This window comes from Spirochaetota bacterium (assembly GCA_026414805.1).
Taxonomy (GTDB): domain Bacteria; phylum Spirochaetota; class UBA4802; order UBA4802; family UB4802; genus UBA4802.
Map to the genome: position 1 here is coordinate 26238 of JAOAIH010000017.1, position 23239 is coordinate 49476.

General features: G+C 34.3%; 21 protein-coding genes. 18 read left to right on the forward strand and 3 right to left on the reverse strand.

The annotated features are described in order from the left end of the window. Window positions 1–3 precede the first annotated feature (3 nt). The 11 genes from N3F66_05225 (at window position 4) to N3F66_05275 (ending at window position 14654) form a co-directional block, all read left to right on the forward strand. Window positions 4–1371 carry an amino acid permease gene (locus N3F66_05225; protein MCX8123549.1) on the forward strand — a complete coding sequence of 456 codons (1368 nt, stop codon included), beginning with the start codon at window positions 4–6 and terminating at the stop codon, window positions 1369–1371. A gap of 95 nt (window positions 1372–1466) precedes the next feature. Then, window positions 1467–2597, forward strand: a complete 1131-nt coding sequence (locus N3F66_05230; GenBank protein ID MCX8123550.1) for an outer membrane protein assembly factor — start codon at window positions 1467–1469, stop codon at window positions 2595–2597. Window positions 2598–2641: 44 nt separating this feature from the next. Beyond that, window positions 2642–3799: a hypothetical protein gene (locus N3F66_05235; protein MCX8123551.1), complete on the forward strand. Its 1158-nt coding sequence runs from the start codon at window positions 2642–2644 to the stop codon at window positions 3797–3799. 5 nt (window positions 3800–3804) lie between these two features. Beyond that, on the forward strand, window positions 3805–5193 hold the full coding sequence (locus tag N3F66_05240; protein ID MCX8123552.1) for a hypothetical protein: 1389 nt from the start codon (window positions 3805–3807) through the stop codon (window positions 5191–5193). Continuing rightward, window positions 5190–5900 (forward strand): hypothetical protein, encoded by a 711-nt coding sequence (locus N3F66_05245; GenBank protein MCX8123553.1) that lies wholly within the window; start codon window positions 5190–5192, stop codon window positions 5898–5900. Before N3F66_05240 ends, N3F66_05245 begins: the two co-directional genes overlap by 4 nt. A gap of 169 nt (window positions 5901–6069) precedes the next feature. Beyond that, a complete protein-coding gene (locus N3F66_05250) occupies window positions 6070–7110 on the forward strand; it encodes an SMP-30/gluconolactonase/LRE family protein (GenBank protein MCX8123554.1) in 1041 nt (346 codons plus the stop codon). Window positions 7111–7119: 9 nt separating this feature from the next. Beyond that, a complete protein-coding gene (locus N3F66_05255; protein ID MCX8123555.1) occupies window positions 7120–9090 on the forward strand; it encodes an alpha-galactosidase in 1971 nt (656 codons plus the stop codon). A 234-nt stretch (window positions 9091–9324) separates the two neighbouring features. After that, window positions 9325–10728 carry a citrate synthase gene (locus N3F66_05260; GenBank protein ID MCX8123556.1) on the forward strand — a complete coding sequence of 468 codons (1404 nt, stop codon included), beginning with the start codon at window positions 9325–9327 and terminating at the stop codon, window positions 10726–10728. 120 nt (window positions 10729–10848) lie between these two features. Next, entirely contained in the window at window positions 10849–12336 is a 1488-nt protein-coding gene (locus tag N3F66_05265; protein MCX8123557.1) for an NAD(P)/FAD-dependent oxidoreductase, read from the forward strand. 10 nt (window positions 12337–12346) lie between these two features. After that, a complete protein-coding gene (locus tag N3F66_05270; GenBank protein MCX8123558.1) occupies window positions 12347–13495 on the forward strand; it encodes an iron-sulfur cluster-binding domain-containing protein in 1149 nt (382 codons plus the stop codon). 169 nt (window positions 13496–13664) lie between these two features. Next, entirely contained in the window at window positions 13665–14654 is a 990-nt protein-coding gene (locus N3F66_05275) for a nitronate monooxygenase family protein (protein MCX8123559.1), read from the forward strand. Between the two features lie 33 nt (window positions 14655–14687). Here N3F66_05275 and N3F66_05280 read toward each other — a convergent pair whose 3' ends face one another. Next, a complete protein-coding gene (locus N3F66_05280; protein MCX8123560.1) occupies window positions 14688–15248 on the reverse strand; it encodes an SGNH/GDSL hydrolase family protein in 561 nt (186 codons plus the stop codon). 176 nt (window positions 15249–15424) lie between these two features. On the opposite strand from N3F66_05280, the gene N3F66_05285 reads away from it, so the two are divergent. After that, on the forward strand, window positions 15425–16345 hold the full coding sequence (locus tag N3F66_05285) for a diacylglycerol kinase family protein (protein MCX8123561.1): 921 nt from the start codon (window positions 15425–15427) through the stop codon (window positions 16343–16345). Here the strand turns inward: N3F66_05285 and aroF are convergent. Beyond that, window positions 16342–17226, reverse strand: a complete 885-nt coding sequence (gene aroF, locus N3F66_05290; GenBank protein MCX8123562.1) for a 3-deoxy-7-phosphoheptulonate synthase — start codon at window positions 17224–17226, stop codon at window positions 16342–16344. The genes N3F66_05285 and aroF overlap by 4 nt on opposite strands. 479 nt (window positions 17227–17705) lie before the next feature. Between aroF and N3F66_05295 the strand changes: the two genes are divergently transcribed. From N3F66_05295 to N3F66_05310, 4 genes are all read left to right on the forward strand, one after another. Then, complete coding sequence (locus tag N3F66_05295) at window positions 17706–18062, forward strand: hypothetical protein (GenBank protein MCX8123563.1); 357 nt, start codon at window positions 17706–17708, stop codon at window positions 18060–18062. Further along, window positions 18059–18676 carry an epoxyqueuosine reductase QueH gene (locus N3F66_05300; protein MCX8123564.1) on the forward strand — a complete coding sequence of 206 codons (618 nt, stop codon included), beginning with the start codon at window positions 18059–18061 and terminating at the stop codon, window positions 18674–18676. Before N3F66_05295 ends, N3F66_05300 begins: the two co-directional genes overlap by 4 nt. 142 nt (window positions 18677–18818) lie before the next feature. Continuing rightward, entirely contained in the window at window positions 18819–19430 is a 612-nt protein-coding gene (locus N3F66_05305) for a YkgJ family cysteine cluster protein (protein MCX8123565.1), read from the forward strand. A gap of 87 nt (window positions 19431–19517) precedes the next feature. Next, window positions 19518–22127 (forward strand): adenylate/guanylate cyclase domain-containing protein, encoded by a 2610-nt coding sequence (locus tag N3F66_05310; protein MCX8123566.1) that lies wholly within the window; start codon window positions 19518–19520, stop codon window positions 22125–22127. A 6-nt stretch (window positions 22128–22133) separates the two neighbouring features. Here the strand turns inward: N3F66_05310 and N3F66_05315 are convergent, their stop codons facing one another. Next, window positions 22134–22571 carry a hypothetical protein gene (locus tag N3F66_05315; GenBank protein ID MCX8123567.1) on the reverse strand — a complete coding sequence of 146 codons (438 nt, stop codon included), beginning with the start codon at window positions 22569–22571 and terminating at the stop codon, window positions 22134–22136. A 236-nt stretch (window positions 22572–22807) separates the two neighbouring features. Between N3F66_05315 and N3F66_05320 the strand changes: the two genes are divergently transcribed. After that, window positions 22808–22939, forward strand: coding sequence for an AraC family transcriptional regulator (locus N3F66_05320; GenBank protein MCX8123568.1), 132 nt, complete (start codon window positions 22808–22810; stop codon window positions 22937–22939). Continuing rightward, window positions 22917–23239: hypothetical protein (locus N3F66_05325; protein MCX8123569.1), on the forward strand; the 323-nt coding region annotated here is incomplete at its 3' end. The genes N3F66_05320 and N3F66_05325, both read left to right, overlap by 23 nt.

A 23239-nucleotide genomic window follows, 5' to 3' on the forward strand; every position in this document is an offset into this window, starting at 1 on the left:
TCCATGCATAATATTCAAAATAAGAACTTTACTGAAGACACTTACCTTGAAAGAGGTTTGGGATTACCCGCAGCAATTTCTATTGTAATAAGCCGTATAATTGGTTCAGGAATTTTTAGGACTCCAGGCCCTATCATGGCGCTTGTTGGATCTACATTTCTATTTGGCAGCGTGTGGATTATAGGAGCAGTTATCACAATTTTTGCTGCAGTATGCTATGCAGAGCTAGTGGCAATGATGCCTCGATCAGGAGGCCCCTATATATATCTAAAAGAAGCGTATGGACCATTGATTGCTTTTTTACGTGGGTGGGCCATGTTCTTTGTTTCTGAAACAGGAGCTATCGCCGCAGTTGCATTAGTTTTTGCTGAATATTCGCAGGCATCAATTAGTATAGCGTTAGGTATTAATCTTACTCATACAGTTGTGGTCATTATCGCATTACTGGTGATTGCTTTTCATACTTTCATCAATTGTTTTGGTGTTAAACTCAGTGGGGTTGTACAGATTATTTTAACTTCAACCAAAATAATAGCGCTGGGATTTATTATAATAGCTAGTTTTACAAAAAATGGTAATTTTAGTAATTTTTATACTCCTCTTTTTCCTGAACAATTTACTGTTACGCATATTCTAGGAATTGGTGCAGCACTACGGTATGCCTTCTTTGCATTCAGTGGGTGGGAGGGTGCAACGTATGTGGCTGAAGAAGTAAAAAATCCCAGAAAAAATCTGCCATTATCTCTGTTAATTGGAATACTGTGTGTCCTTATTCTTTATATGAGTGCCAATGCTGCTTATCTTTATCAGGTTCCGGTGAAGGAATTTGCTCTTTCAAAATGGATAGCAGTTGATGCTCTTAAGCAAGCTTTAGGAACTGCAGGTGCCTTGCTTGTGGCATATGCAGTAATGATAAATACCTTTGGTAATGTGGGTACTCAGGTTATGGTTAAAGCGCGGACTTGGCATGCAATGGCACAGGATAATTTATTTTTTTCGTGGTGTTCGATAGTTCATAAAAAATATAAAACTCCTAATAATGCAATGATCATACAAGGACTATGGGCGTGTGTATTGGTTCTATTTGCTTCCATGTATAAAAATTCCTATGAGGCAGTAATTGATTATTTTTCTGCAACTGGAACTATTTTCAATATTTTAACATTAGCCAGTGTTATTATCCTGCGTAAAAAATATCCTGACGCTACAAGGCCTTTTAAAACATGGGGTTATCCATTTACTGTACTTATTGTGGTAGTTTTTTATATTATATATTTAATTGTCACACTTATTACCGCATTTATTCCTTCTTTATTGGGTATACTATTGACATCAACTGGATTACTCTATTATTGGTTAAAGATTAAATGAATAGCTTATACAGCAATATTGTTTAATATACCATAACTAGTGAATATATTAGCAATATACTATTTTTAACAGATTTTCTAATCAGGAGATGTATTGTGCGTAAAGTTTTCTTTCTTATTGTTTTACTATCGCTATTACATTTAACATTACTGTATGCAAATACAGAACATAAAGACAGTGTGGGTGGTGAGCCATTACAGGATATAGTTGTAATCAGTCAAAATGACTGGCTTATAATACCACATCTTTACTATAAACCTGAAACACAATTTGCTTATGGAGTGGTGTTTTTGACATATTTTCAGGATATAATAATGAGTATTCCACCAATAAAATTACGGCCAACAACATTAGCGGTAACATTTACCCATACACAAAATGACCAGTTTATATTTCAGGTTTTTCCTGAGTTCTATTTTTTAAGAGATAGATATCATATAAAAAATGAGTTCCAGTATATGAATTATCCTGATAAATTTTATGGGATAGGTCAGGAAACCACGGATGACAATAAAGAGTCGTATACCTCAAGGATATTTTCATTTAAGAATATTATTGAGCGCGCACTTATTCCCGGATTTTATATCGGATTACTGTATCATATTGATGTCCGTAAAACAACTCAAGCTGAGGAAGGGGGGGTAATTGATACAAATCAGGTACCAGGATCAGATAAAGGTCGTGTATCTGGGCTTGGGATCACAGTTAATTTTGACAATAGGGATGATATATTGTTCACTCGTGATGGAAGCTATGCCAATCTCACAATTACTCAATATTCTAAATATATTAAAAGCGACTTTGATTACATTGATGTGACCTTTGACTATCGATTCTTTGAGCCTTTTTGGTTTTCACATGTTCTTGCTGTGCAATTCTTTTCAGGTTATATTCATGGGCAAGCTCCATTTTATTTGCTGTCTCAAATGGGTGGGGCTAAACTGATGCGAGGACTATATGAAGGGAGGTTCAGGGATCGTAATGTCGTAGTTGTTCAAGCGGAATACCGTGTTCCCCTGTTCTGGAGGTTTAGTGGTTGCGGTTTTGGTGGTGCAGGTCAGGTTGCTCCAACATTACGGGATTTTAATAAAAAGCATATAGTGTATACATGGGGTGGTGGTTTACGGTTCAAAATTAAGAAGGAACAGAGTCTCAATATACGTCTTGATGTAGGATTTAGTAAAAACTTTTACGGTGTATATGTGACAATTGGCGAAGCAATATAAATAAATTATTGAATAAGCAGATTGCTCAAGATAAAATGAATAGTATGAAACGTCCTGTAGAAGTATCAACAGTTGAATTAGTTGAGATTCTGGATAGATACCTTCAAACTGAAGGAGATATTCACTATGCAATTAAGATAGTTGGATATCCTGGTGTGGGTAAATCTGCCATTGTTGAGCAAGTTGCCAAAAAGCATAATTATTTTTTCATTGATACACGTTTAGCTTTTAAAGAAAATGTAGATTTGGGTGGCTATCCAGTACCAGATTCAAATTTAAAAAGAATGATTTATTTCAGACCACGATTTATCCCACCTGAAACTGTACCAGAAGGCTATAATGGGATTTTGTGGTTTCTGGATGAAGCTAATAGGGCACACCCAACCGTTATACAGACGTTATTCCAGATTATAACTGAGCGTATGTGTGGGGAACATGCTTTGCCACGTAAAACAGCTATAGTACTTGCCGGAAATCTTGGTGATTTGGATAACACAGTAATCACTGATTTTGATGATTCAGCACTTGATGGCAGATTGGCGGTATTCCATCTTATTCCTGATGCTACCAACTGGTTGCAATGGGCAATTGAAGAAGGTATTCATCCTGCAGTAATACAATACATATCCATATATCCTGATAGGCTATGGGATAGTTCAGCAGTCAATCCAAATCCACGCGGATGGCACCAGGTATCTGATACACTTTACAAAGCATATAATTTGCATTCTGAGGAACAATTCAGGAGCTATCTGGCACATAATGACTATAAGGTTTTACAAAAAATTATAGTATCGTTAATTGGTGAAGTTGCGGGAACTGATTTTATTTTGCAGTATGTATCACCACGAGCCATTACAAGCAACGATATCCTTAATGGTGAAGAACAAAAATTGCAGGAACTCAAAGATGGAAAAATCCCTGTAGAGGATATCATGTGGGCCGTCAATGGTGCCATTCAAATAATGTACAATGATCACTTAAACACAAATGGTAATCCTGATAGTCATCTTCTTAAAAAACTTGCCAATTTTCTTAAATTTGTATCTTGCACCCGTGCAGATGCTCGTGTGTCATTCATGTATGCGCTGGTAAGAGAGTGTGGGTTGTTGAGTCAAATTCCAGATGCTCTGAAATTTATTGATGATCCTCACGATAAACATGATATTTTGGAAAAAGTCCAGGTTTTTCTTGATGTATAACAGCGATGGACAATGCATATATAAATACTATACTCCTTAAACTATGGAAACAAAGCAGATTCACATCATACTTTTATCATGCAGTTGAGTTTGTAACAACAAATTCAATACCTACCTTATCATTGGTAGCCTCACATAGAATGGTGTTATACTATAATCCTGTCTTTTTACATACAGTTACTGAAGATGAATTCCTGGGCCTTCTTGTGCATGAAATGTTGCATGTAATTCTTGAACATGACCATAGGGCAAAATCGGGAGATGTGGTTTTGCAAAATATAGCGCAGGATATGGTGGTGAATACATTTATCCACAATCATAAAAAAATATTTTTTTCCCGTAAGGGCCAATATCAATGGGATGTGCCTGTACTCACTCTTCCGCAGGGATTACCTGTCATTCCACTTGAATTTTATAATGCCACTGGCATACAGGATCCAGTATGGGAAGATGTATACAGATGGCTTATGAAAAAGCAGAGTGAAATAACAGTTATTAACTATCATGGCCAAATAGAAAAACAAAAGTCATTGTTTCATGATGATATGTATGCGATAGCTCATAATAATAACGAGCAGTCTGAAAATGAATTCAATTACAAAAATTATCTTTCACATTCTTCCGTAGATGATGAAAAGTTAATAGTACAGGATGAAAATTCATATTTACCAACAGGTGTTCATTACTTTACCCAGGACGAAGCAGCACGGCGTTCAATCAAAAATAAAATTATTTCCCATGCAAAAAAAGATGAATGGTGTACTGTAGAACGCTCATACATGGATATAGTTGCACTACTTGAAAAAATTAATCTATGCGATAGCTCATATTATGCCCAACACATTAAAAGTATTGTTGATTATATGTCACATTCAAATGAGTGGTATTACACACATTCTCGTTTTAATAGAAGATATGTTGCAAACGGTATATATATAGCGGGAAGAGCATACAAGCAGAGTGAAATCATAACAGTAGCTATTGATATTTCAGCATCAATGATGGCTCAGAGAGAAGATCTTGAGATTGCATTTGGAATCATAGAGGACTTAACTGATAAATATAAAATATATCTGGTGTGTGTAGATGAAGAATATTTTATCCCGGTCAAGGAGGGGGATGTTTTTATACGGTCAAATATGTCAGCAAAACCTTATGAATACAAAAGAGGCGATTGGAAGTTAATAAAATCAGGGTATGGAGGTGCAACATTTTTTTCTTCTTTTTTTAATGAATATTTAAGAGGGCATAAAGAAATGGTAATTGTTATTACCGATGGATATATATATGATATAGATAAATTAAAGCCATACCCCAATACATTATGGCTCATAACAAAGAGCAGAAATGAATATTTTGTAGCTCCATTTGGTAAGGCAATAAGCATCCTATGAATACTAATAGTGTAAAAAAGGCACAGGAAATATACCGTGCGGGTTTAGAGAATAATGAACATTCAAAAGTTCTTTTAGAAGAACTTTTAACCTGCAATGTATCAGAATATATAATCAAAGCCGGTAAAGACTGGATAGAATTTGATGTTTCAAAGGCAATGGATTATTTTATCAGCAAAAACGATATTGATGGACTATATCATGCCGGTATTTACTGGAAAAATTTTGATTATCAACGTGGTATCAATCAAATTTTGAGTTGGAATAATGACGAATATATTTTTAGAGCAGGGAGGTTTTGGAAGCAGTTTGATTTTGAGCAAGGATTAAATAGGCTAATAGAATTGCGTTCCTCAAAGTATATCTATCATGCAGGACTTGACTGGAAGAGTTTTGACCACAAAAAAGGATTTAATGCTTTGTTACATATAGCTGATCCTGAATACATCTTTTATTCAGGAATGCACTGGGTTTATTTTGATTATGAAAAAGCCTCCGACGTGCTTATAAAAACAGAAAGTTGTGAGTTTATATACAAAGCAGGAGCTCAGTGGAAATGGTTTGATTACGCAAATGGATGGAAAATCCTAGAACGTAATGTAATAAATGGAAGACAGTGGCGTAGCAAGGTATTGGAAAATAACAAGTGGAAAAAAGCGCTTAAATGGATATGGTATTCTATGAGTGAGGATATAAATAAAATTTAAACATATTCATAAAAATTTTATTGTAATAATACTTGACTGCATTAATATAATCCATGTAGTATGAGCCAAATTTTTATAACATATTTTTTTGTTTATAATATTAAGTGAATCAATAGTACTGACTAAAAAAATAAACAATCTTTCTATTTTGTGAGGGGAGGTTCATTCTATGAAAAAAAAGATTATAGTCATAGTTGTATGTGCTATTTTGGTTATTGCATTTATTATTAAGACCTTATATGATGCAGGTGAATTTAAAAAAATAGTTCCATATTCTAATTATTATTGTACAACGGTAACTTCAATACCTGGACCTGAAGATATAGTAATCGATTATGAATTAGGAATTGCATATATATCTTCTGATGATAGAAGAGCTTTTGCAAAGGGACAAAATATAAATGGTTCCATATTTTCTTATAATTTAAAATCCAAAAAATTAACTAAGTTAAATTCTGATTTCCCATACGAATTCCATCCTCATGGAATAGATCTGATAACTATCGCAAAAAACAAAAAACTACTTTATGTTGTTAATCATAGAACATCTGGTCATTTTATAGAAAAGTTTTATATCCGTGAAAATAATCTTACATACGTCCGTTCAATTGAGAATCAGGACCTAATGTTTTCACCTAATGATCTTGCCCTCATTAATGAAGATATTTTCTATGTCACTAATGATCATGGGAATAGATCATCCCTGGGAAAAACTATTGAAGAGTATCTCCAGCTAGCCAATTCGTATGTACTTTTTTATGATGGAAAAAATTTTGACATAAAAGCCAGAAATATTAAATATGCTAACGGTATAACATTTAGCCCTGACAAATCAAAGCTATTTGTTGCATCACCTGTTGGTAAATGCATTAAAGTATATACGATTGAAAAAGCTTATAATTTAACATTTTTATATGACATAGATTGTAATACAGGAGTTGATAATATAACTTTTGATAGTGAGGGTGCATTATGGGGTGGTTGCCATCCAAAGTTATTGACTTTTGTTAAACATTCAAAAAATGAACATGCTATGGCTCCTTCAGAAATAATTAAAATTAGCTTTGATGGTAATAAATACAAAAAAGTAACGGAATTATTGGATGATGGTAATTTGATACAATCTTCAACAGTTGCAGTACGATACAATTCATCACTATTAATTGGCTCAGTATTTGATACTCACATTCTTGATTGTACATCTAAATAGGAGATAATTATGGAATGGATTGTATCGAAAGGAAAAAAAGAATTAAAAATTCAACTAAAAAAACCGGACGTACTTTTTGAAAGTTGGAAAATTCAGTACATATATAGTGTGAACGATGACACTATTCACACAATTCAATCATTACCAGTTACTGCTTTAGGAAAGAAAAAAATCACGTGTATCAGCAGCGATGATAATCTACGATTAACAGTTGTGTTTTCAGATGAAGGAGATTATATATCAATAAAATATACGATAGATAATCTATCTGAAAGGGATATAGTTTTAGATAAAATAATTACCACAATTGGAAAATTTACAATTCCTAAAACTGAAAACTATAGGTTATTTAAAAATGGGTACCAATCATGGAGCCTGACCCGATCATATTCACTCAAAGAAAAAGAAATATCAAGCTGGTTAACCTGCATGAACATATTACAAGATAATACAAGAAATCTCCCTCAAGGGAAAACGGGTTCTTTTCATAGTACAATGTTTACAGCAATTGGTTCTGATACCACATCATTTTGTGTAATTGGTCAGGGGAAATCATTTAATCAGTATGTATATATTAATACATATTCTAAGGATAAAATAATAAAGATTGATATAATACATGATTTTTGCAATATGATGGTAAGCCCTGCCTCAAAACTGAGGGCCGATTTACTATATATTATTACTCATAAAAGCATTCATGACGCATTTGAACGGTTTTTCATGCTAATAAAACCTCAAATTACTATGCGAAAAAAAATACCAAGGGGATGGTGTTCCTGGTATTACTATTACACTAAAATAGACGAGAAAAGTATTTACCAAAATCTTGATTCATTGATGAGCAAAGGTAAGCGCTTTGATGTTTTTCAAATTGATGATGGCTATCAAACTGCAGTTGGTGACTGGTTATCAATAAATAATTCATTTCCCGGTGGATTGGCTCCTATAGCTCAGAAAATACGAACAATGGGGATGGTTCCTGGTATATGGCTTGCTCCCTTTGTAGCTTCCAGGAAATCAAAGCTGTATCAACACCATCCAGAGTGGTTTCTTCATAATGAAGATGGTAAACCGGTAGTAGCAGGATGGAATCCTAATTGGGATTTATTTGGTTATTTTTATGCCTTAGACACTACTCATCCTGAATTTCAGGAGTATATTAAAGGAGTAATAAACACGTTTGTCAATGAGTGGGGGTTTGGGTATTTAAAATTGGATTTTGTCTATGCCGCATCGTTATGTGGTAAAGCGTTTGATATGAGTATAAGTTCAGCTCAACGATTAAAATTGGGGTATTCACTCATACGTGATATTGCTGGTGATAAGGTATTTATATTAGGGTGTGGTGCACCTTTATCAGCTTCTATCGGGTATGTTGATGGTATGCGTATTGGACCGGATGTTGCACCATACTGGATGGCAAAATATCGTTATTACCTGACACGAGATCCGCATGCGTTATGTACTAAGTTTGCAATTAGAAGTATTCTAAACCGTTCGCAGATGCATAGAAATTTGTGGGTAAATGATCCTGATTGTGTAATGTTACGCCAAACCGAAACTAAACTCACCAAAGAAGAACGGATGACACTGATCAATGCTGTTATTATTACTGGAGGCATGTATTTTATTTCGGATAATTTAGCATTACTACGAAGTGAGGATTGGAAGCTCATTGATATCATTGATGAATTGGTTCAGGTATGTTATACTGGAAAACCATATCCGGTTGATATAATGGAACATGAACTACCAGAAATTATATATAATTCAGCTGGATATATTGCATTTTTTAATTTTTCAAATAAATCAAGAAAAAGTATAGTTCAGCTTAATGGATTATTAAAAAAAGTTATTACACCAAATATTAAATTGATAGACGTTTGGGGAAAGAGGGATATTTACGTATATAGTGATCATATAGATTTAGGTGAGTTAAATGAGCATGAATCAGTTTTATGTAAAATAGTTAAGTAATTTATTAATACTTGACAAAACTACTACTAAAGATTTTGTACTATTAAATTTTTAGTGGTTAATGATTTTACCAAAATTCTACTATATAGCTGCGTTAAAATCCCACAAAATTTATATTCTTTTGTTGCAATAATGTTAAATAAATAGAAAATGTAATTATTATATGTAGATGTTCTTGTACAATAAACTATACTGAGTATCATAGTCAAAAAAGTTAGATAAGAGGTAATAAAAATGACTATGATACTGGCAAAAACTGCAGAAACAATTATTCTGAACCATACGGAGGCATGGATGGAAAACATCTTAAAAAAGATTGAAAAGCTGATGCTAGAGCATGATGCAATATCTCCGGAACTAATCAAGAAAAAAGATATCAAATTAGGTCTTAGGAATCCTGATGGCACTGGAGTTGTTGCCGGTATCACTTCAAAAGGGACAGTAATTGGATATGAAAAAATTCCAAACCCTGATGGAACCTTTACTGTAAAGCCAGTTGAAGGTAAATTGTACTATTGTGGTTATGATGCTTGTGAATTAGCGCAACGCATTCAAGAAGAAGGCAGGTATGGATTTGATGAAGTAACCTATTTGCTCCTTACAGGAGAATTACCAAATAAAAAGGATTTGGAACGATTTGAAGAAGTGATAGCTGATAGACGTCCATTAACAAAGTTAGAGCGTAGCATTATTATGCAGGAAGATGTTAATAATAACCAGATGTATGCGCTTCATTCTGTTATATCACATCTCAGCCGGTGTGATCCCGACCCTGATTCTAACGACATTAAGGATGTAAGCAGGCAATGCATAAATATTATTGCCAAAGCCCCTGTAATTATTGCATATAACTACAATGTCATGAAATTTAGAAAAGGTGGTGACCTGTTTATAACCAAACCCAATCCAGAATGGAGTACAGCAGAAAACTTTTTATATATGTTGCGAGGCCAAAGACCTGATGAATATGAAGCAAAGCTTTTTGATTTAGCACTTATACTTCACGCTGAACATGGAGGCGGAAATAACTCTACATTTGCAGTTAGGACTGTTACATCTAGTGGGGCTAACACCTACATGGCATTGTGTGCCGGTATTGCTTCCTTGAGTGGTCATTTACATGGAGGAGCAAATGAAGCAGTAATGAAAATGATGAAGGATATTAAACAAAATGTTAAAGATTGGGAAGATGATGAAGAAATAGAGCATTACCTTAAGCTTATTCTGGAAAAGAAAGCATATGACCGGAGTGGTAAAATTTATGGAATTGGACATGCAGTTTATACAAAATCTGACCCACGGGCAGTAATATTAAGACAAAAGGCTGAAGAGTTTGCAAAGATGAAAAAGAATCTAGATGAATTTAAGTTATTTGCAAAAGTAGCAGATATTGGTACCAAGCTGGTTCAGCAGTATAAAGGCACAGTGGTTTCACCAAACGTTGACTTTTACTCAGGGCTCATATATAAAATGATGGGCATTCCCATGGAGCTATTTACACCTATTTTTGCAATGGCACGGTTCACCGGTTGGTCTGCTCACAGGATAGAGCAGATAATACATAATAAGATTATACGCCCTGCATATGCCTCATCACTTGATGAATATAAAGAATATGTGCCACTTAATCAACGTTAATAATTTATATTAGTTGAATTAAAAGAGGAGCAAACAGCTCCTCTTTTTTTTGTATAAAGTTGTTGACGAAAACAATATACCGTATAACATAACATTGTTATGTTATAAGGAGGTTTTGTAATGTATGATGTAATTATTATTGGTGCAGGAAATGCAGGTTTATCGGCTGCAGCAACACTAGCCAGAAAAGGAGTAAAAATCCTTTTAATTGAAAAACATAATATTCCTGGCGGGTGTGCCACAAGCTTTTGCCGTGGCAGGTTTGAATTTGAGGTATCACTTCACCAGTTAAGTGGGATGGGAACACCTGATCGCCCCGGACCACTCAGGAGTGTGCTTGATAGCATTGGTGTACTGCAAAAATTAGACTTTGTTGAAATGGAAAAACTCTACAGGGTGGTATTGCCAGGCGTTATTGATGTTACACTCCCAACCAATAAGGAAGAACTTATAAAGGTTTTACAATCAAAATTCCCTAAGGAAAAAGAATCTATACATAAGTTTTTTGATTTTGTATGGCAATTTTTTACAGAAGTAATTGGTGCATTTTATTTAAATGATCCTGATGTAAATCCAAACAAATACCCACTATATTATAAATATGCATTAAAAGATACACAGTCAGTGCTTGATGAATATTTTACTGATCCAGTACTTAAAGCAGTTATAAGCCCATATTGGACATACATGGGCTTGCCTCCTTCAAAGTTATCATTCAGTGATATGGCCGCTTTGCTGTTTTCGTATGTGGAATTTAAGCCATACCATATTAAGGGTGGCTCGCAGATGCTATCAAATGCAATGCTTGAGGTAGTATATGAAAATGGTGGCGAGGTGTTATTTAACACTGAAGTTGAAAAAATATTAGTAAAAAATAACAAGGTATATGGTGTTCGCACATCCTCAGGAAAGGAATTTGAATCAAAATATGTGCTCTCAAATGCTTCTGCTATCACAACGTTTGTTGACATGATGGATGACACAGCAAATCAACAGGTGATTGAACAGTACAAGGGAAGCAGTGTGGGAACATCGTTTTTTACTATTTATTGTGGATTGGATTGTGAATATCACGAAGTTGGTATTAACGAAGAAACAAATTTTATCTGCAATACTATAGATTTAGAATTGGATTATGAGCTATCGAAAACAATTGATACTGATAGGAGTTCATTCATTTTAACTTGTTATAATGTTTTTGATAATGAAATGGTCCCCAAAGGGACATCTCAAATTGTCCTGGTTACAATGAAATATGCAGACCCATGGCTTAAAGTTTCTCCCCATCAGTATAATGATGAAAAATACAGATGTGCTGAAGCAATGCTGAAGAATGCCCAAAAAGTGTTTCCGGGACTTATACATCACATTGAAGAAATGGAAATTGCCACCCCCATCACGCATATGCGTTATTTAGGTCATCCAGGTGGTGGAGCATACGGATTTGACCAGTATGTGAAAGATTCAACTTTGTTTGTTTCACCAAAACCACCAATTGAAGGACTGTATTGTGCGGGCAGCTGGTATGGTTCAGCAGGGTATCAGCCAACGCTGACTTCTGGGCATTCAGCAGCTCGTGCTATCATCAAAGAAATGCGAAACAAATAGGAGGAAGCAGATGGATAAACAGATATTACAGCAGCTTGAAGGATATGAAAAAGTTATAACTGATATAGAAGTTCTTAAGCGTTATGGCTATGATTATAGATTAGACAGAGGCCTTGTTAAAAAATTTGTAGACCGATTGCATCCTCAGATAATAGATGTTAAAGTGATTGATGTTATAGATGAAACTAAATCAACAAAAACTCTGCGTCTTGCGTCAAAACAAAAGTATTTACCACCATTTCAGGCAGGTCAATATATTTCGGTGATAGTTGAAGTTGGAGGAATTAGAACAACGCGGCCATACAGTATATCATCGTCACCCGATGAGATTGCATATTACGATATCACAGTGCGCCGAGTGGATGGGGGTTTAGTATCGTCGTACTTGCTTGACACAATAAAAATTGGCGATAGTTTGCAAATATCAGCCCCTGCCGGCAATTTTTATCATAATCCAATTATTCACAGCAACAAGGTGGTATATATTGCTGGTGGCAGTGGTGTAACACCGTTTAAGTCCATGATACAACATGTCATAAATACTGGTACTGAAAGGGAAATATGGCTTATATATGGAAGCAAAAACAACGATGAGCTCATTTTTAATGATTATTTTTCAAAAGTTGCTTCAAAGTATTCATTTTTTCACTATATCCCAGTGCTGGAAGAAGGTAAAAGCGTTTACAAAGGTTTAATAACCTCAAAAATCATTACGGAAGTTGTGGGCGATAGCTCCGATAAAACATTCTTTGTTTGTGGCCCTCAGGCAATGTATGCACATATACTGAATGAATTACAGCCGATGAACTTAAAACCAAAGCAGATACGGATGGAAATGTATGGAGTTCCAACTGATGTTTTTTCGCAGCCTGGATGGCCAAAAGAAATTAAAAAAGATGCTTCATTTACTATTACAGTAAGAGGCAGAATCACTTTTACTGTTTTGGCAGGGGAAACTTTATTACAGTCACTTGAAAAAAATGGTGTTATAGTACCATCGTTGTGCCGAAGCGGCGAATGCAGCCTGTGCCGGATAAAATTAGTCAGCGGTAAAGTATATCAGCCCGAAGGTGTTAAACTAAGGCAGGCCGACAGACGGTTTGGATATATTCATTCCTGTGCAGCATTCCCTATCAGTGATTGTGAGATAATAATTTAGAATGCCTAATAACGTTATTAAAATGCCATTGCCAGGATACTAGCAGCGATGCAATCTATTTATGTAATAGCACCAAAGATATCTATAAAATTCAATTATTATTAGGAATAGATTTTGAATAAAGTTGTGAATAACATTTATAAAATTTAACTATAGAGGGAGTGGTTATATGATCAAAACAAAAATTACTGAGATGTTTGGTGTAAAATATCCCATTATATGTGGCGCAATGATGTGGTTATGTAAACCTAAACTGTGTGCGGCAATATCCAACGCTGGTGGGATTGGAAACTTAACAGCTGGTAATTACAACAGTGAAGAAGAATTCAGAAATGCAATTCGTGAAACGCGCAAGCTAACCGACAAGCCTTTTTTTGTCAATGTTACCATTCTGCCATCTGTGCGAATTACTGGTGAACATCATAAAATGTATCTTAAAGTATGTGCAGAAGAAAAAGTTGCAGGAATAGAAGTGTCAGGTGCACCAATTGACAAAGCATGTGGTATGGAATATATCGATATGCTTAAAAAGGCTGGTGTGAAGCTATTTCATAAAGTTGGTGCTGTGCGTCATGCTATCCATGCAGAGCATGTTGGCTATGATGGAATTTATGCTGCCGGGATTGAAGAAGGTGGGCATCCATTAAGCGATGATGTTACTACTATGGTGCTTACAACAAAAATTGCACAAACCGTTAAAATTCCGGTTATAGCTGTTGGAGGCATAGCAAATGGTAAAACTATGGCAGCGGCGTTGATGTTAGGTGCCGAAGGTGTAATGATGGCAAGTCGTTTTATTGCAACAAAAGAGTGTGAAGTGCATGATAATATAAAGCAGGAACTTGTAAAGCGGCAAGAGTATGAAACAACGTTAATTATGAAAAGCCTTCATCTTCAGGGTAGAGCATTAAAAAATGAGGTGGTCAATAAAATTTTAGAAATTGAACAACGTGGTGGTGGTTTTGAGGAACTATTTCCACTGATATCAGGCGAGCGAATGAGCAAAGCATGGGAGCAGGGTGATGTGGATGCTGCGCCTCTGATGGTTGGTCAATCCATAGGCCTTATTGATGATATCCCCAGTTGTGCTGAGTTACTTGAAAGAATGAATAGAGAGGCTGAAGACCAAATTAAAAAACTTGCAGGCAATATTGTATAATCATTGATAACAACTATTTTTATGACAACCTTTCTATGTTAGTAAAGGTAACAGCTTTTTCTTGATGGCTTCAGCTATTAAAAAATGGCCCTGTTCATTAGGGTAGCGATCATCAATAGTTAATAATGAATCAATACTGTTACCGGTTTCATAGAGATAGTTAATCCATTCTATGTGTACGGTTGCAAGCAAGCAATTCATATCCAGAGCAACTTCACGCGCTGTACGTGTAAATACATCAACTGCGTCCATATCATACTGGTTTTTTACCAGATGCAATGTTGGCAGGATGATATGTGGTATACTAACAGCGCGTGCTTTCTGTACCATGCGTACAAGGTTTTCTTTAAATTCTGAACGGTACACTGGCCTATAAATATCGTCCATTCCAAAGTGCAATATAAGAATATCTGGTTTATGCAATATTACATTATCAAACTGCCATACTCCCTCAAAGGAGCTATCGCCAATTTTTGATATGTTGATAATTTTATGCTGTTTGATTACTTCATCATTTGAAAGCATATCTATATACGAAGTTTTAACCCTATACCCGGCAGATATTGAACCTCCACGTACACATATAATAGCCATAATTAGTTTCCAACTTTTTAATATCACATGATGTGGTGAGAAACAAATACATTAATATATAATGGTGGTCAATATATTTTTACAGATATAAAAAACAATTTGACACTAATACAATAAAAATTTAGAAGATGTGATATTTGCTCTGAGTTTATTAAAATAAAACAAAGGTTATCATTATGAAGAAAATTGGTGTTATTGTTAATCTTAATTCAAGAAAATATAAACTATCAAATAAACATCCCGAAGGAATTTTTGAAAATATTGGGGGCGATAGCATTGTTGTCAAATATACAAAGTCAATTGATGAACTGTATGACGTTGCTGTGGATTTCAAAAAAATGGGAATTGATTATGTAGCACCTTCAGGCGGGGATGGAACATTACATCATGTTGTAACGCAATTTGCAAAAATTTATGGAGCAAATTTACCTCCATTTATAATATTAAAGGGAGGTACAATGAATAATGTAGCTAATAGCATCAATCTAAAAGGTGATGCAGAATCCATATTACAAAGAGCTGTTGTAGCTATAAACAATGAAAAAGACATAAAAATAGTACAACGTAAAACAATGAAGATTGAGGATAATCATTGTTTTTTGTTTGGGAATGGGCTAGTATCAGATTTCCTTGATACATATTATTCAATTGGCAAAAGTTATACTAAATTGATAGGATTAATATGTAGCAGTATTTATGAGGCATTCACTAACCAGAATTCAAATCTGTTCAAAGGGTTTGATGGCAATATCACGTGTGATTCTGAAGTATTACCATATACAAATGTATTGGGTGTACTTGGGGGAACTATTGAAACAATTGGAATGGGGTTTTATCCTTTATACAGGGCTAATGAATCAAAGGATGCATTTCATATTATAGTATGTGCAATGAAGCCAAGGGATCTTGCAAAGAATGTTATTAAACTAAAAAATGGTACTCCTATTAAACATAAGGATTATATTGAAAAAATTGTTAAAACCATAGATATACAATCAAAAAAACCTTTCATGTACACCATGGATGGTGATCTTTATAATTCAGAAGGTGCATTAAAGGTTTCAACTGGCATTCCTATCCAATTTGTAGTTGTTTAGCTACTTTCAGTTTTAGATTTTAGGATAGAAATAATTTTTTTAACATCCTCCATGAGCAACGCAAACTTATCAGGACGCAATGATTGTTCGCCGTCACACAGTGCAATTTCTGGATTTATGTGACATTCAATCATCAAACCATCAGCACCTGCAGCAAGTGCAGCCAGTGCTAGCGGGTGAATAAGTTTCCAATTTCCGGCAGCATGTGAAGGGTCTACAATAACTGGTAAATGTGTTTTTTGTTTTAATACTGGTACAGCTGATATATCTAGTGTGTTGCGTGTTTCGGTTTCAAATGTACGAATTCCCCTTTCGCATAGAATAACATTTTTATTCCCTTCAGCAAGGATATATTCAGCTGCCATTAAAAATTCTTTTATAGTAACCATCATGCCGCGTTTTAAAAGAACAGGTTTTTGAATCCTTCCTAGTTTGCGTAGTAATGAAAAATTTTGGCAATTACGTGCACCAACTTGCAGGATATCGGCATATTCGCTTACTATGTAAATGTCTTCACTGTCAAGTACCTCGGTAATAATTGGCATAGAATATGTATCACCAGCTTTACGAAGCAACTTTAGTCCTTCTACACCCATACCCTGGAAGGCATATGGTGATGTTCGTGGTTTGAATGCTCCTCCTCTAAGTATTGTTGCTCCAGCACGTTTAACAAATTCAGCAGTTGCCATTATCTGATCTTCGGATTCAATTGAGCAAGGACCTGCAATGATTGTACATGTTGAGCTTGCAATTTGAACATTATAAGGTAGGTTAATTACAGTTTCATCACAATGAGACTTACTGTAAAGCGGAAGGGAAGGAGTTGCAATGTGAGAACTGTTGCACGATATTTGAGATGGATCTGCATTACATGTGGCCATATATTCCTCCGTTAAATGTTAAAGTACCTTTTGAGCCCGGAGGGTGGCGGCCTTATCCAAGTATCCTTAGAAAATCAAAGGCCGCCGGCTACCCGCCTGCGGCCCTTGCAAATAACAACATCAGCAAAAGCTACAGACGAGCCTTGCTATAAAAATAATAAAACCAAAAATAGCTTTTGCTGATGATGTTATTGAGTGATGTTTTCATATCAAACAAATTCATGCTTTAATTGTTATAAATCAATAATTAAATAATGTTAATCATGTCAAGAAAAAAATTATAGTTTTTTTAATAATTAAATTATTGTATCATTTTTAATAATCGTATAAAAATAAAAAAATTTAAATTGAATGCATATATTTTGTTCTTTAATAATTGACATTTTAATAATATTTTTATATATTTAATAGAAATATTATAACTTTATTAAATTTTAATTATAATTATTACATCTTGCCATGGTACAAGAGGAATAACAATGAAGAAGAAAAACAAGGCTTCTTTTGGAGTAAATGGTTGGTATTTATCCCCTTCTGACAATATTTGTTTGGCTAAATGTATTTTTGATGAACCTTACCGTGAAGAAATTAAAGAGATTAACAAGCACGAAATTATTGTGAAAATTGCTGAATGTATTGGTCCAGAACCTTCAAATCTTTGTATTGCAGAAGAAATTTTTGAAAAGCTAAAATTTGAAATTGCAAACTTTGTTATCCACCACGAATACAATTGCACCCGTGGTGTGAATGCAGATCTTCTGTTATGGCTTGATGGCAAGGTAAATCCTGCAAAGTTAAAAAAGCTGAATAATTTCATAGATAAGTATCTTAAGTGAACAGCAAACGGTTCCCAAAATTGTTACTCCATACATGCTGTGGACCGTGTCTCACGCATGTATATGAAGTATTATCACAACAATTTAATGTTCATGTTTTCTATTACAATCCAAATATAGCACCACGGTCAGAATACCAACTACGATTGCGTGAAGTTGAACAATTTTCCAGCTACAATTCAATACCAGTAACTATCGGTAACTATAATCAAAAAGATTGGTTTAATACGGTAAAACCATACCGCATGTATGGTGAGATGTCGCAGAGATGTTTTGCTTGCTATGATTTTCGATTGAGGGAAACTTTTAAAGTAGCAAAGGAAAATAAATTTGATGCTGTATGCACCACATTAACAGTAAGCCCTTATAAGGATGCAGAGAGAATTAATGAAATAGGCATCAACCTGTCAAAATTGTACGAAATAAAGTTTATATCAAAAGATTTTAAGTCTGATGGCGGATACCAGCAGTCCATTGAATTATCTAAAAAATATGGAATGTACAGACAAAAGTATTGTGGATGTATTTATTCAAAGCTTGAAAGAAAAAAGTCATCATTGTGGTCTATTAAAGTCAAAAAATTTAAAGAATCAATGCATCATTCATATAAATAAGTTGGCGCTAAAAATGCACTCAATTAAATAGTTTATAGTAGGGCAGTAGATTATAATTTATATTATTGATTAGAAATTCTATAAAGACAGTATTGCATAACAATAATAATTTTCTACACAGCGTTATTACAATGGTGTTAGTATGGATATTAAAGAAAATTATTATGAGCTTTTTCCACAGTTGAATGATATTGTCATTTTGTATCAGGAAGTAGAAGCAATAATCAATAACATTAAATCTTCATTTTCAATTTTCTGTCCACATGGCTGTGGTACCTGTTGTGATACATCCATTGAAAATATTGAAGCTTCAATAGTAGAAATGTTGCCGCTTTGCATACATATCTATGAACAACACAATTACCAGTTGTGGCTGGATAAAGCAAATGAAAAGCAATGCATTTTTTATGATACAAGCCCTCTCAAAAAAAGTTCAGGATGCTGTATGGTATATACTTACAGACCACTAGTATGCCGTTTATTTGGCTTTAGTTTTACAAAAAATAAATATGGGGCGATAGTTCCTGTGGCATGCTCTATTCTACAAAAACAATATAAAGATAAGAGTAATTTTATTGCAATTGCCAAAGATTCTTTACCCATGATGAGCTCTTTTTCATTGCAGTCAATAATGATAGACACAGTAAGAAGTGATAGATACCCAATAAATGAGGCTTTTGTTAAAGCGATGGAGTATGTGGTGTTGAAAATAAGTTTAACAGTGAATGATTCAAATTATAATAAAATTGCTTAAAAATTAAAGAACAACATATTATTATACTTGTAATATTTTGTAACCATCTGATATAATGCAGAAAAAATAAATATATTCAGGTGGTTTATGCCAATAAATAAATTTGAAAATTTACGAAAAAATATTGAATCAAATCCGTTATATGGTATTGTTATTGGATGTGTACTTGGTTTGCTTATTATTGCTTTTGTATTCACTGATGTCTACAGACTTTTTGAATATAAACTGTTTGATGTCCGTTTTAAAATAAAACCACAGCTTCCACAATGGGAATATCTTACCTTTCTTGATATTGATGACAACAGCATTACTAATGTAGGACAATTCCCTTGGCCACGATATATCTACGCACAAGGTCTGGAGGTGATAAAGGATATTGGACCAAAGCAGATTGCATTTGATATCCAGTTTATGGATAAATCACCACGTTATGCGCAGCCTGAAATATTAAAAATAGTTGAAGAAAAGGTAAAAGCCGGCAAAAGAATTACATATGAAGAGTTAAATCAGGCAATACTAGATAGTGACAAACTCTTTTCAGAAGCTATCAGCAAAAATAATGTTATTTTGGCTTATTCATTTTTAAATCGTACTTTAACAGAAGCAAAATTATCTCCAGAAGAACAAAAAAAACGTAATGAGTCCATTCAGCGATTTGAAAAAATAGCTTCAATCCCTGTTCCCAAGGATAAGCAGAACGAATTTGCACGTTACATTGACCCTACCAGAGTAATTATCCAGTATCCAATACCTGAGATTGCCATGAGTGCAAAGGATTTTGGGTATGTCGATAGCGACTTTGATATGGATGGTATTGCCCGGCGTATCAGACTTATACGTGTATTTAAAGATAGAATTTATTTCCACATGGCAATGGTCATGCTCATGGATTTGATGAAAGTGAAGAAGTCGGATGTGGAGATAGTTCATGGTAAGCATATTATACTGCATAATGCAACCGATCCCATAACATTGAATAAAAGGGATTATGTAATCCCCATTGATGATGCTGGCATGGCGTATGTTCACTGGAGTGGAGAATTTACAGAGACTTTCAATCATGTGTCCTTTTACGCATTGCTAGAATATAGTCAGCTAAAAGATACTGTCCATGAGTTTTTTGATGAACAGGAAGTTCAATCAAAAAACACTGAGCGCAGCAGACTATATGGTGAGCTGGCAACAATGAATGAAATATTAGAAAAAACAAAAGACCTTAAGGCAAAACAGGAACTATGGAAAAAAATTACCAATACCCGCCAACGATTATATGAAATAGAAAGAGGGTATATTAAGAACCTGGAAAATCAATTAATGGAGATACAAAAACAATCAAAAGAAAGTAATGATACCAAGTTACAGGAGGCAAAAACAAATTTAATTAATTTTATTAATGCTGCACGATTAGTACTAGAAGTTGATCGGCTAAAAGATCATTCATGTATAATTGGATTAACTGCAACTGCATCCCATGATATTGGTGTAACGCCACTTTCGTCAGAATATTTGATGGTTGGGACATATCATAATTTTATTAATACAGTTTTACAGCAGGCCTATATTCATCAGATTCCTCAATGGATAGATTATTCCCTAATTTTATTTTTTGCAATTGTACTGGTACTAGCGGTACAAAGGTTAAGTGCAACTGGAACAATCATTGCAATAGTTGGAACTCTGGTTGTGTATAATATTGTTAATATAGTTCTATTTTCATTTAAAAATCTTTATATGGACCAATTAGGGGTATCGCTGGCAATTCTTTTACCTTCTGCAATTATCAGTAGTGTGAAATTTATGAGTGAGGAAAGCCAAAAGCGTTACATTAAAGAAGTCTTTTCAAAATATATGGCACCTAGAGTAGTAGAAGAATTAATAAAGGATCCAGGAAAATTACAATTAGGCGGAGAATTGCGAAATATAAGTATATTTTTCTCAGATGTTGCGGGGTTTTCATCTATTTCAGAAAAATTAACACCACCACAGCTTGTTGCATTATTAAACGAATATTTATCCGAAATGACCGATATAATTTTACGTTATGAAGGAACTGTGGATAAATATGAGGGTGATGCAATTATAGCATTTTTTGGTGCCCCCCTTGCATTTGAGGATCATCCAGAAAGGGTGTGTCTAGCTGCTATTGATATGAAACGCAGGCTGGCAGAATTAAGAGAAGAATGGCGGAAAAAAGGCACTTTTGAGCTAAAGGTACGAATGGGTATAAATACCGGAGATGCGGTTGTTGGTAATATGGGCTCAAGACAACGGATGGATTATACGATGATGGGCGATGCAGTGAATCTTGCTTCACGGTTGGAAGGTGCTAATAAATATTATGGTACGTATACTATGATAAGCGAAACAACATACGAACGAGTAAAAGATATAATTGAGGCAAGAGAACTTGATCTGATACGAGTGGTGGGCAAAGAACAGCCCATTAAAGTGTATGAACTACTAGGCAAGAAGGGCACTTTACCGGATTATATGTATGAAATGCTAAAAAAATATAATGAAGGTTTAGCTCTATTCAGGGAACGCCAATGGGATGAAGCTCTGTCAGCTTTTAAGGCAGGAGTTAAAATTGTACCTGATGATGGTCCTTGCAAAACTTATATAGAGCGTTGTAAAGAATTTGCCAAAACTCCACCCCCAAAGAAATGGGATGGAGTTTACAGGCTTAAAACAAAATGATATTATTTACTGCTGTTTTTTATATTTCATCTGACCGGCCCATTTAGGAGTTCCATCGTCATTGCGTAATGCAAATTCTTTTTCCTTAGTTTTAATAGTTTTTGCTATAATAACAGTTTCATTATTCATTGTTGTCTTAGATCCAAAAATTGTAACACTATCTCCTTTTTTAACTTTGATATTTTGATTAACATAATCAGTGGGTCCTAAAAAAACTTTTACTGTTTCGTTATTACTTTTTACTTTTATATAAAAATGGTTCATAGTTGAACCGCAGCAGGGGTGTGATTCATTTATAATGTCATCGACAACACCAGAAACAGTTGCCTCGGTTTTTGCATTATACATATGATACATCATTCCTTTGCCATGATGATGCTGAGCAAATACTAAAGTAGATACAAAAATAAAACTTAATGTTAAAATTGTTTTTACATTGTACATAATGTTACTCCTTTTTAAGATATTAAGAATATACTTAAATATAATATGTTAAATCATAAATGTCAAGTGGGGTTTCTCATTATTTTAGGATACAGCATTAGAGTAAAGTGATTTTTCTTATTTGGATATTCTTAAAAATATTTTCATATATTGACATTTATTATAATGTTTCATGCTATATTTTTCTGTAATAGCGTTGCTTACAGTATAATTGTAAAACGATTTAATGACATGCATTGTCTAATGGTGTTGCATTAGGGTTTAATTCCTACACTACGTTTTGTACAGTGTTTTCCAAGATGGTTGGCATGTCGCCAAAACAATACCGTAAGGAACACCTAAAAAATGATCAGTTACAAAATCATTGATTTCCATGTGCACTTATTTCCTGATAAAATGTTTGAAGCGCTATGGAAATCGTTTGTAAAAGATTATGGATGGGATGTTATTTATCGCTTATACTATAATGAATGTATTGAATATCTTAAAGAGCATGATGTTGAAAAAATTGTATATTCAAATTATGCTCATAAAGCTGGTGTTGCAAAGCAACTGAATGAATGGAATCTAAAAGTTCTCAATGAACATGATAACGTGTACTGTTTTTGTGCGTTTCATCCTGATGATGATATTACAATTGTACATGAGTTTATTACGCACCCAAAGGT

Bases quoted from the DNA above. Each gene is read 5' to 3' on its own strand.
- N3F66_05225 (MCX8123549.1), top strand. From the start codon at position 4: ATGCATAATATTCAAAATAAGAACTTTACTGAAGACACTTACCTTGAA.
- aroF (MCX8123562.1), bottom strand. From the start codon at position 17,226: ATGGCCACATGTAATGCAGATCCATCTCAAATATCGTGCAACAGTTCT.
- N3F66_05240 (MCX8123552.1), top strand. From the start codon at position 3,805: ATGGACAATGCATATATAAATACTATACTCCTTAAACTATGGAAACAA.
- N3F66_05255 (MCX8123555.1), top strand. From the start codon at position 7,120: ATGGAATGGATTGTATCGAAAGGAAAAAAAGAATTAAAAATTCAACTA.
- N3F66_05250 (MCX8123554.1), top strand. From the start codon at position 6,070: ATGAAAAAAAAGATTATAGTCATAGTTGTATGTGCTATTTTGGTTATT.
- N3F66_05265 (MCX8123557.1), top strand. From the start codon at position 10,849: ATGTATGATGTAATTATTATTGGTGCAGGAAATGCAGGTTTATCGGCT.
- N3F66_05235 (MCX8123551.1), top strand. From the start codon at position 2,642: ATGAAACGTCCTGTAGAAGTATCAACAGTTGAATTAGTTGAGATTCTG.
- N3F66_05270 (MCX8123558.1), top strand. From the start codon at position 12,347: ATGGATAAACAGATATTACAGCAGCTTGAAGGATATGAAAAAGTTATA.
- N3F66_05310 (MCX8123566.1), top strand. From the start codon at position 19,518: ATGCCAATAAATAAATTTGAAAATTTACGAAAAAATATTGAATCAAAT.
- N3F66_05285 (MCX8123561.1), top strand. From the start codon at position 15,425: ATGAAGAAAATTGGTGTTATTGTTAATCTTAATTCAAGAAAATATAAA.
- N3F66_05315 (MCX8123567.1), bottom strand. From the start codon at position 22,571: ATGTACAATGTAAAAACAATTTTAACATTAAGTTTTATTTTTGTATCT.
- N3F66_05295 (MCX8123563.1), top strand. From the start codon at position 17,706: ATGAAGAAGAAAAACAAGGCTTCTTTTGGAGTAAATGGTTGGTATTTA.
- N3F66_05245 (MCX8123553.1), top strand. From the start codon at position 5,190: ATGAATACTAATAGTGTAAAAAAGGCACAGGAAATATACCGTGCGGGT.
- N3F66_05280 (MCX8123560.1), bottom strand. From the start codon at position 15,248: ATGGCTATTATATGTGTACGTGGAGGTTCAATATCTGCCGGGTATAGG.
- N3F66_05260 (MCX8123556.1), top strand. From the start codon at position 9,325: ATGACTATGATACTGGCAAAAACTGCAGAAACAATTATTCTGAACCAT.
- N3F66_05305 (MCX8123565.1), top strand. From the start codon at position 18,819: ATGGATATTAAAGAAAATTATTATGAGCTTTTTCCACAGTTGAATGAT.
- N3F66_05275 (MCX8123559.1), top strand. From the start codon at position 13,665: ATGATCAAAACAAAAATTACTGAGATGTTTGGTGTAAAATATCCCATT.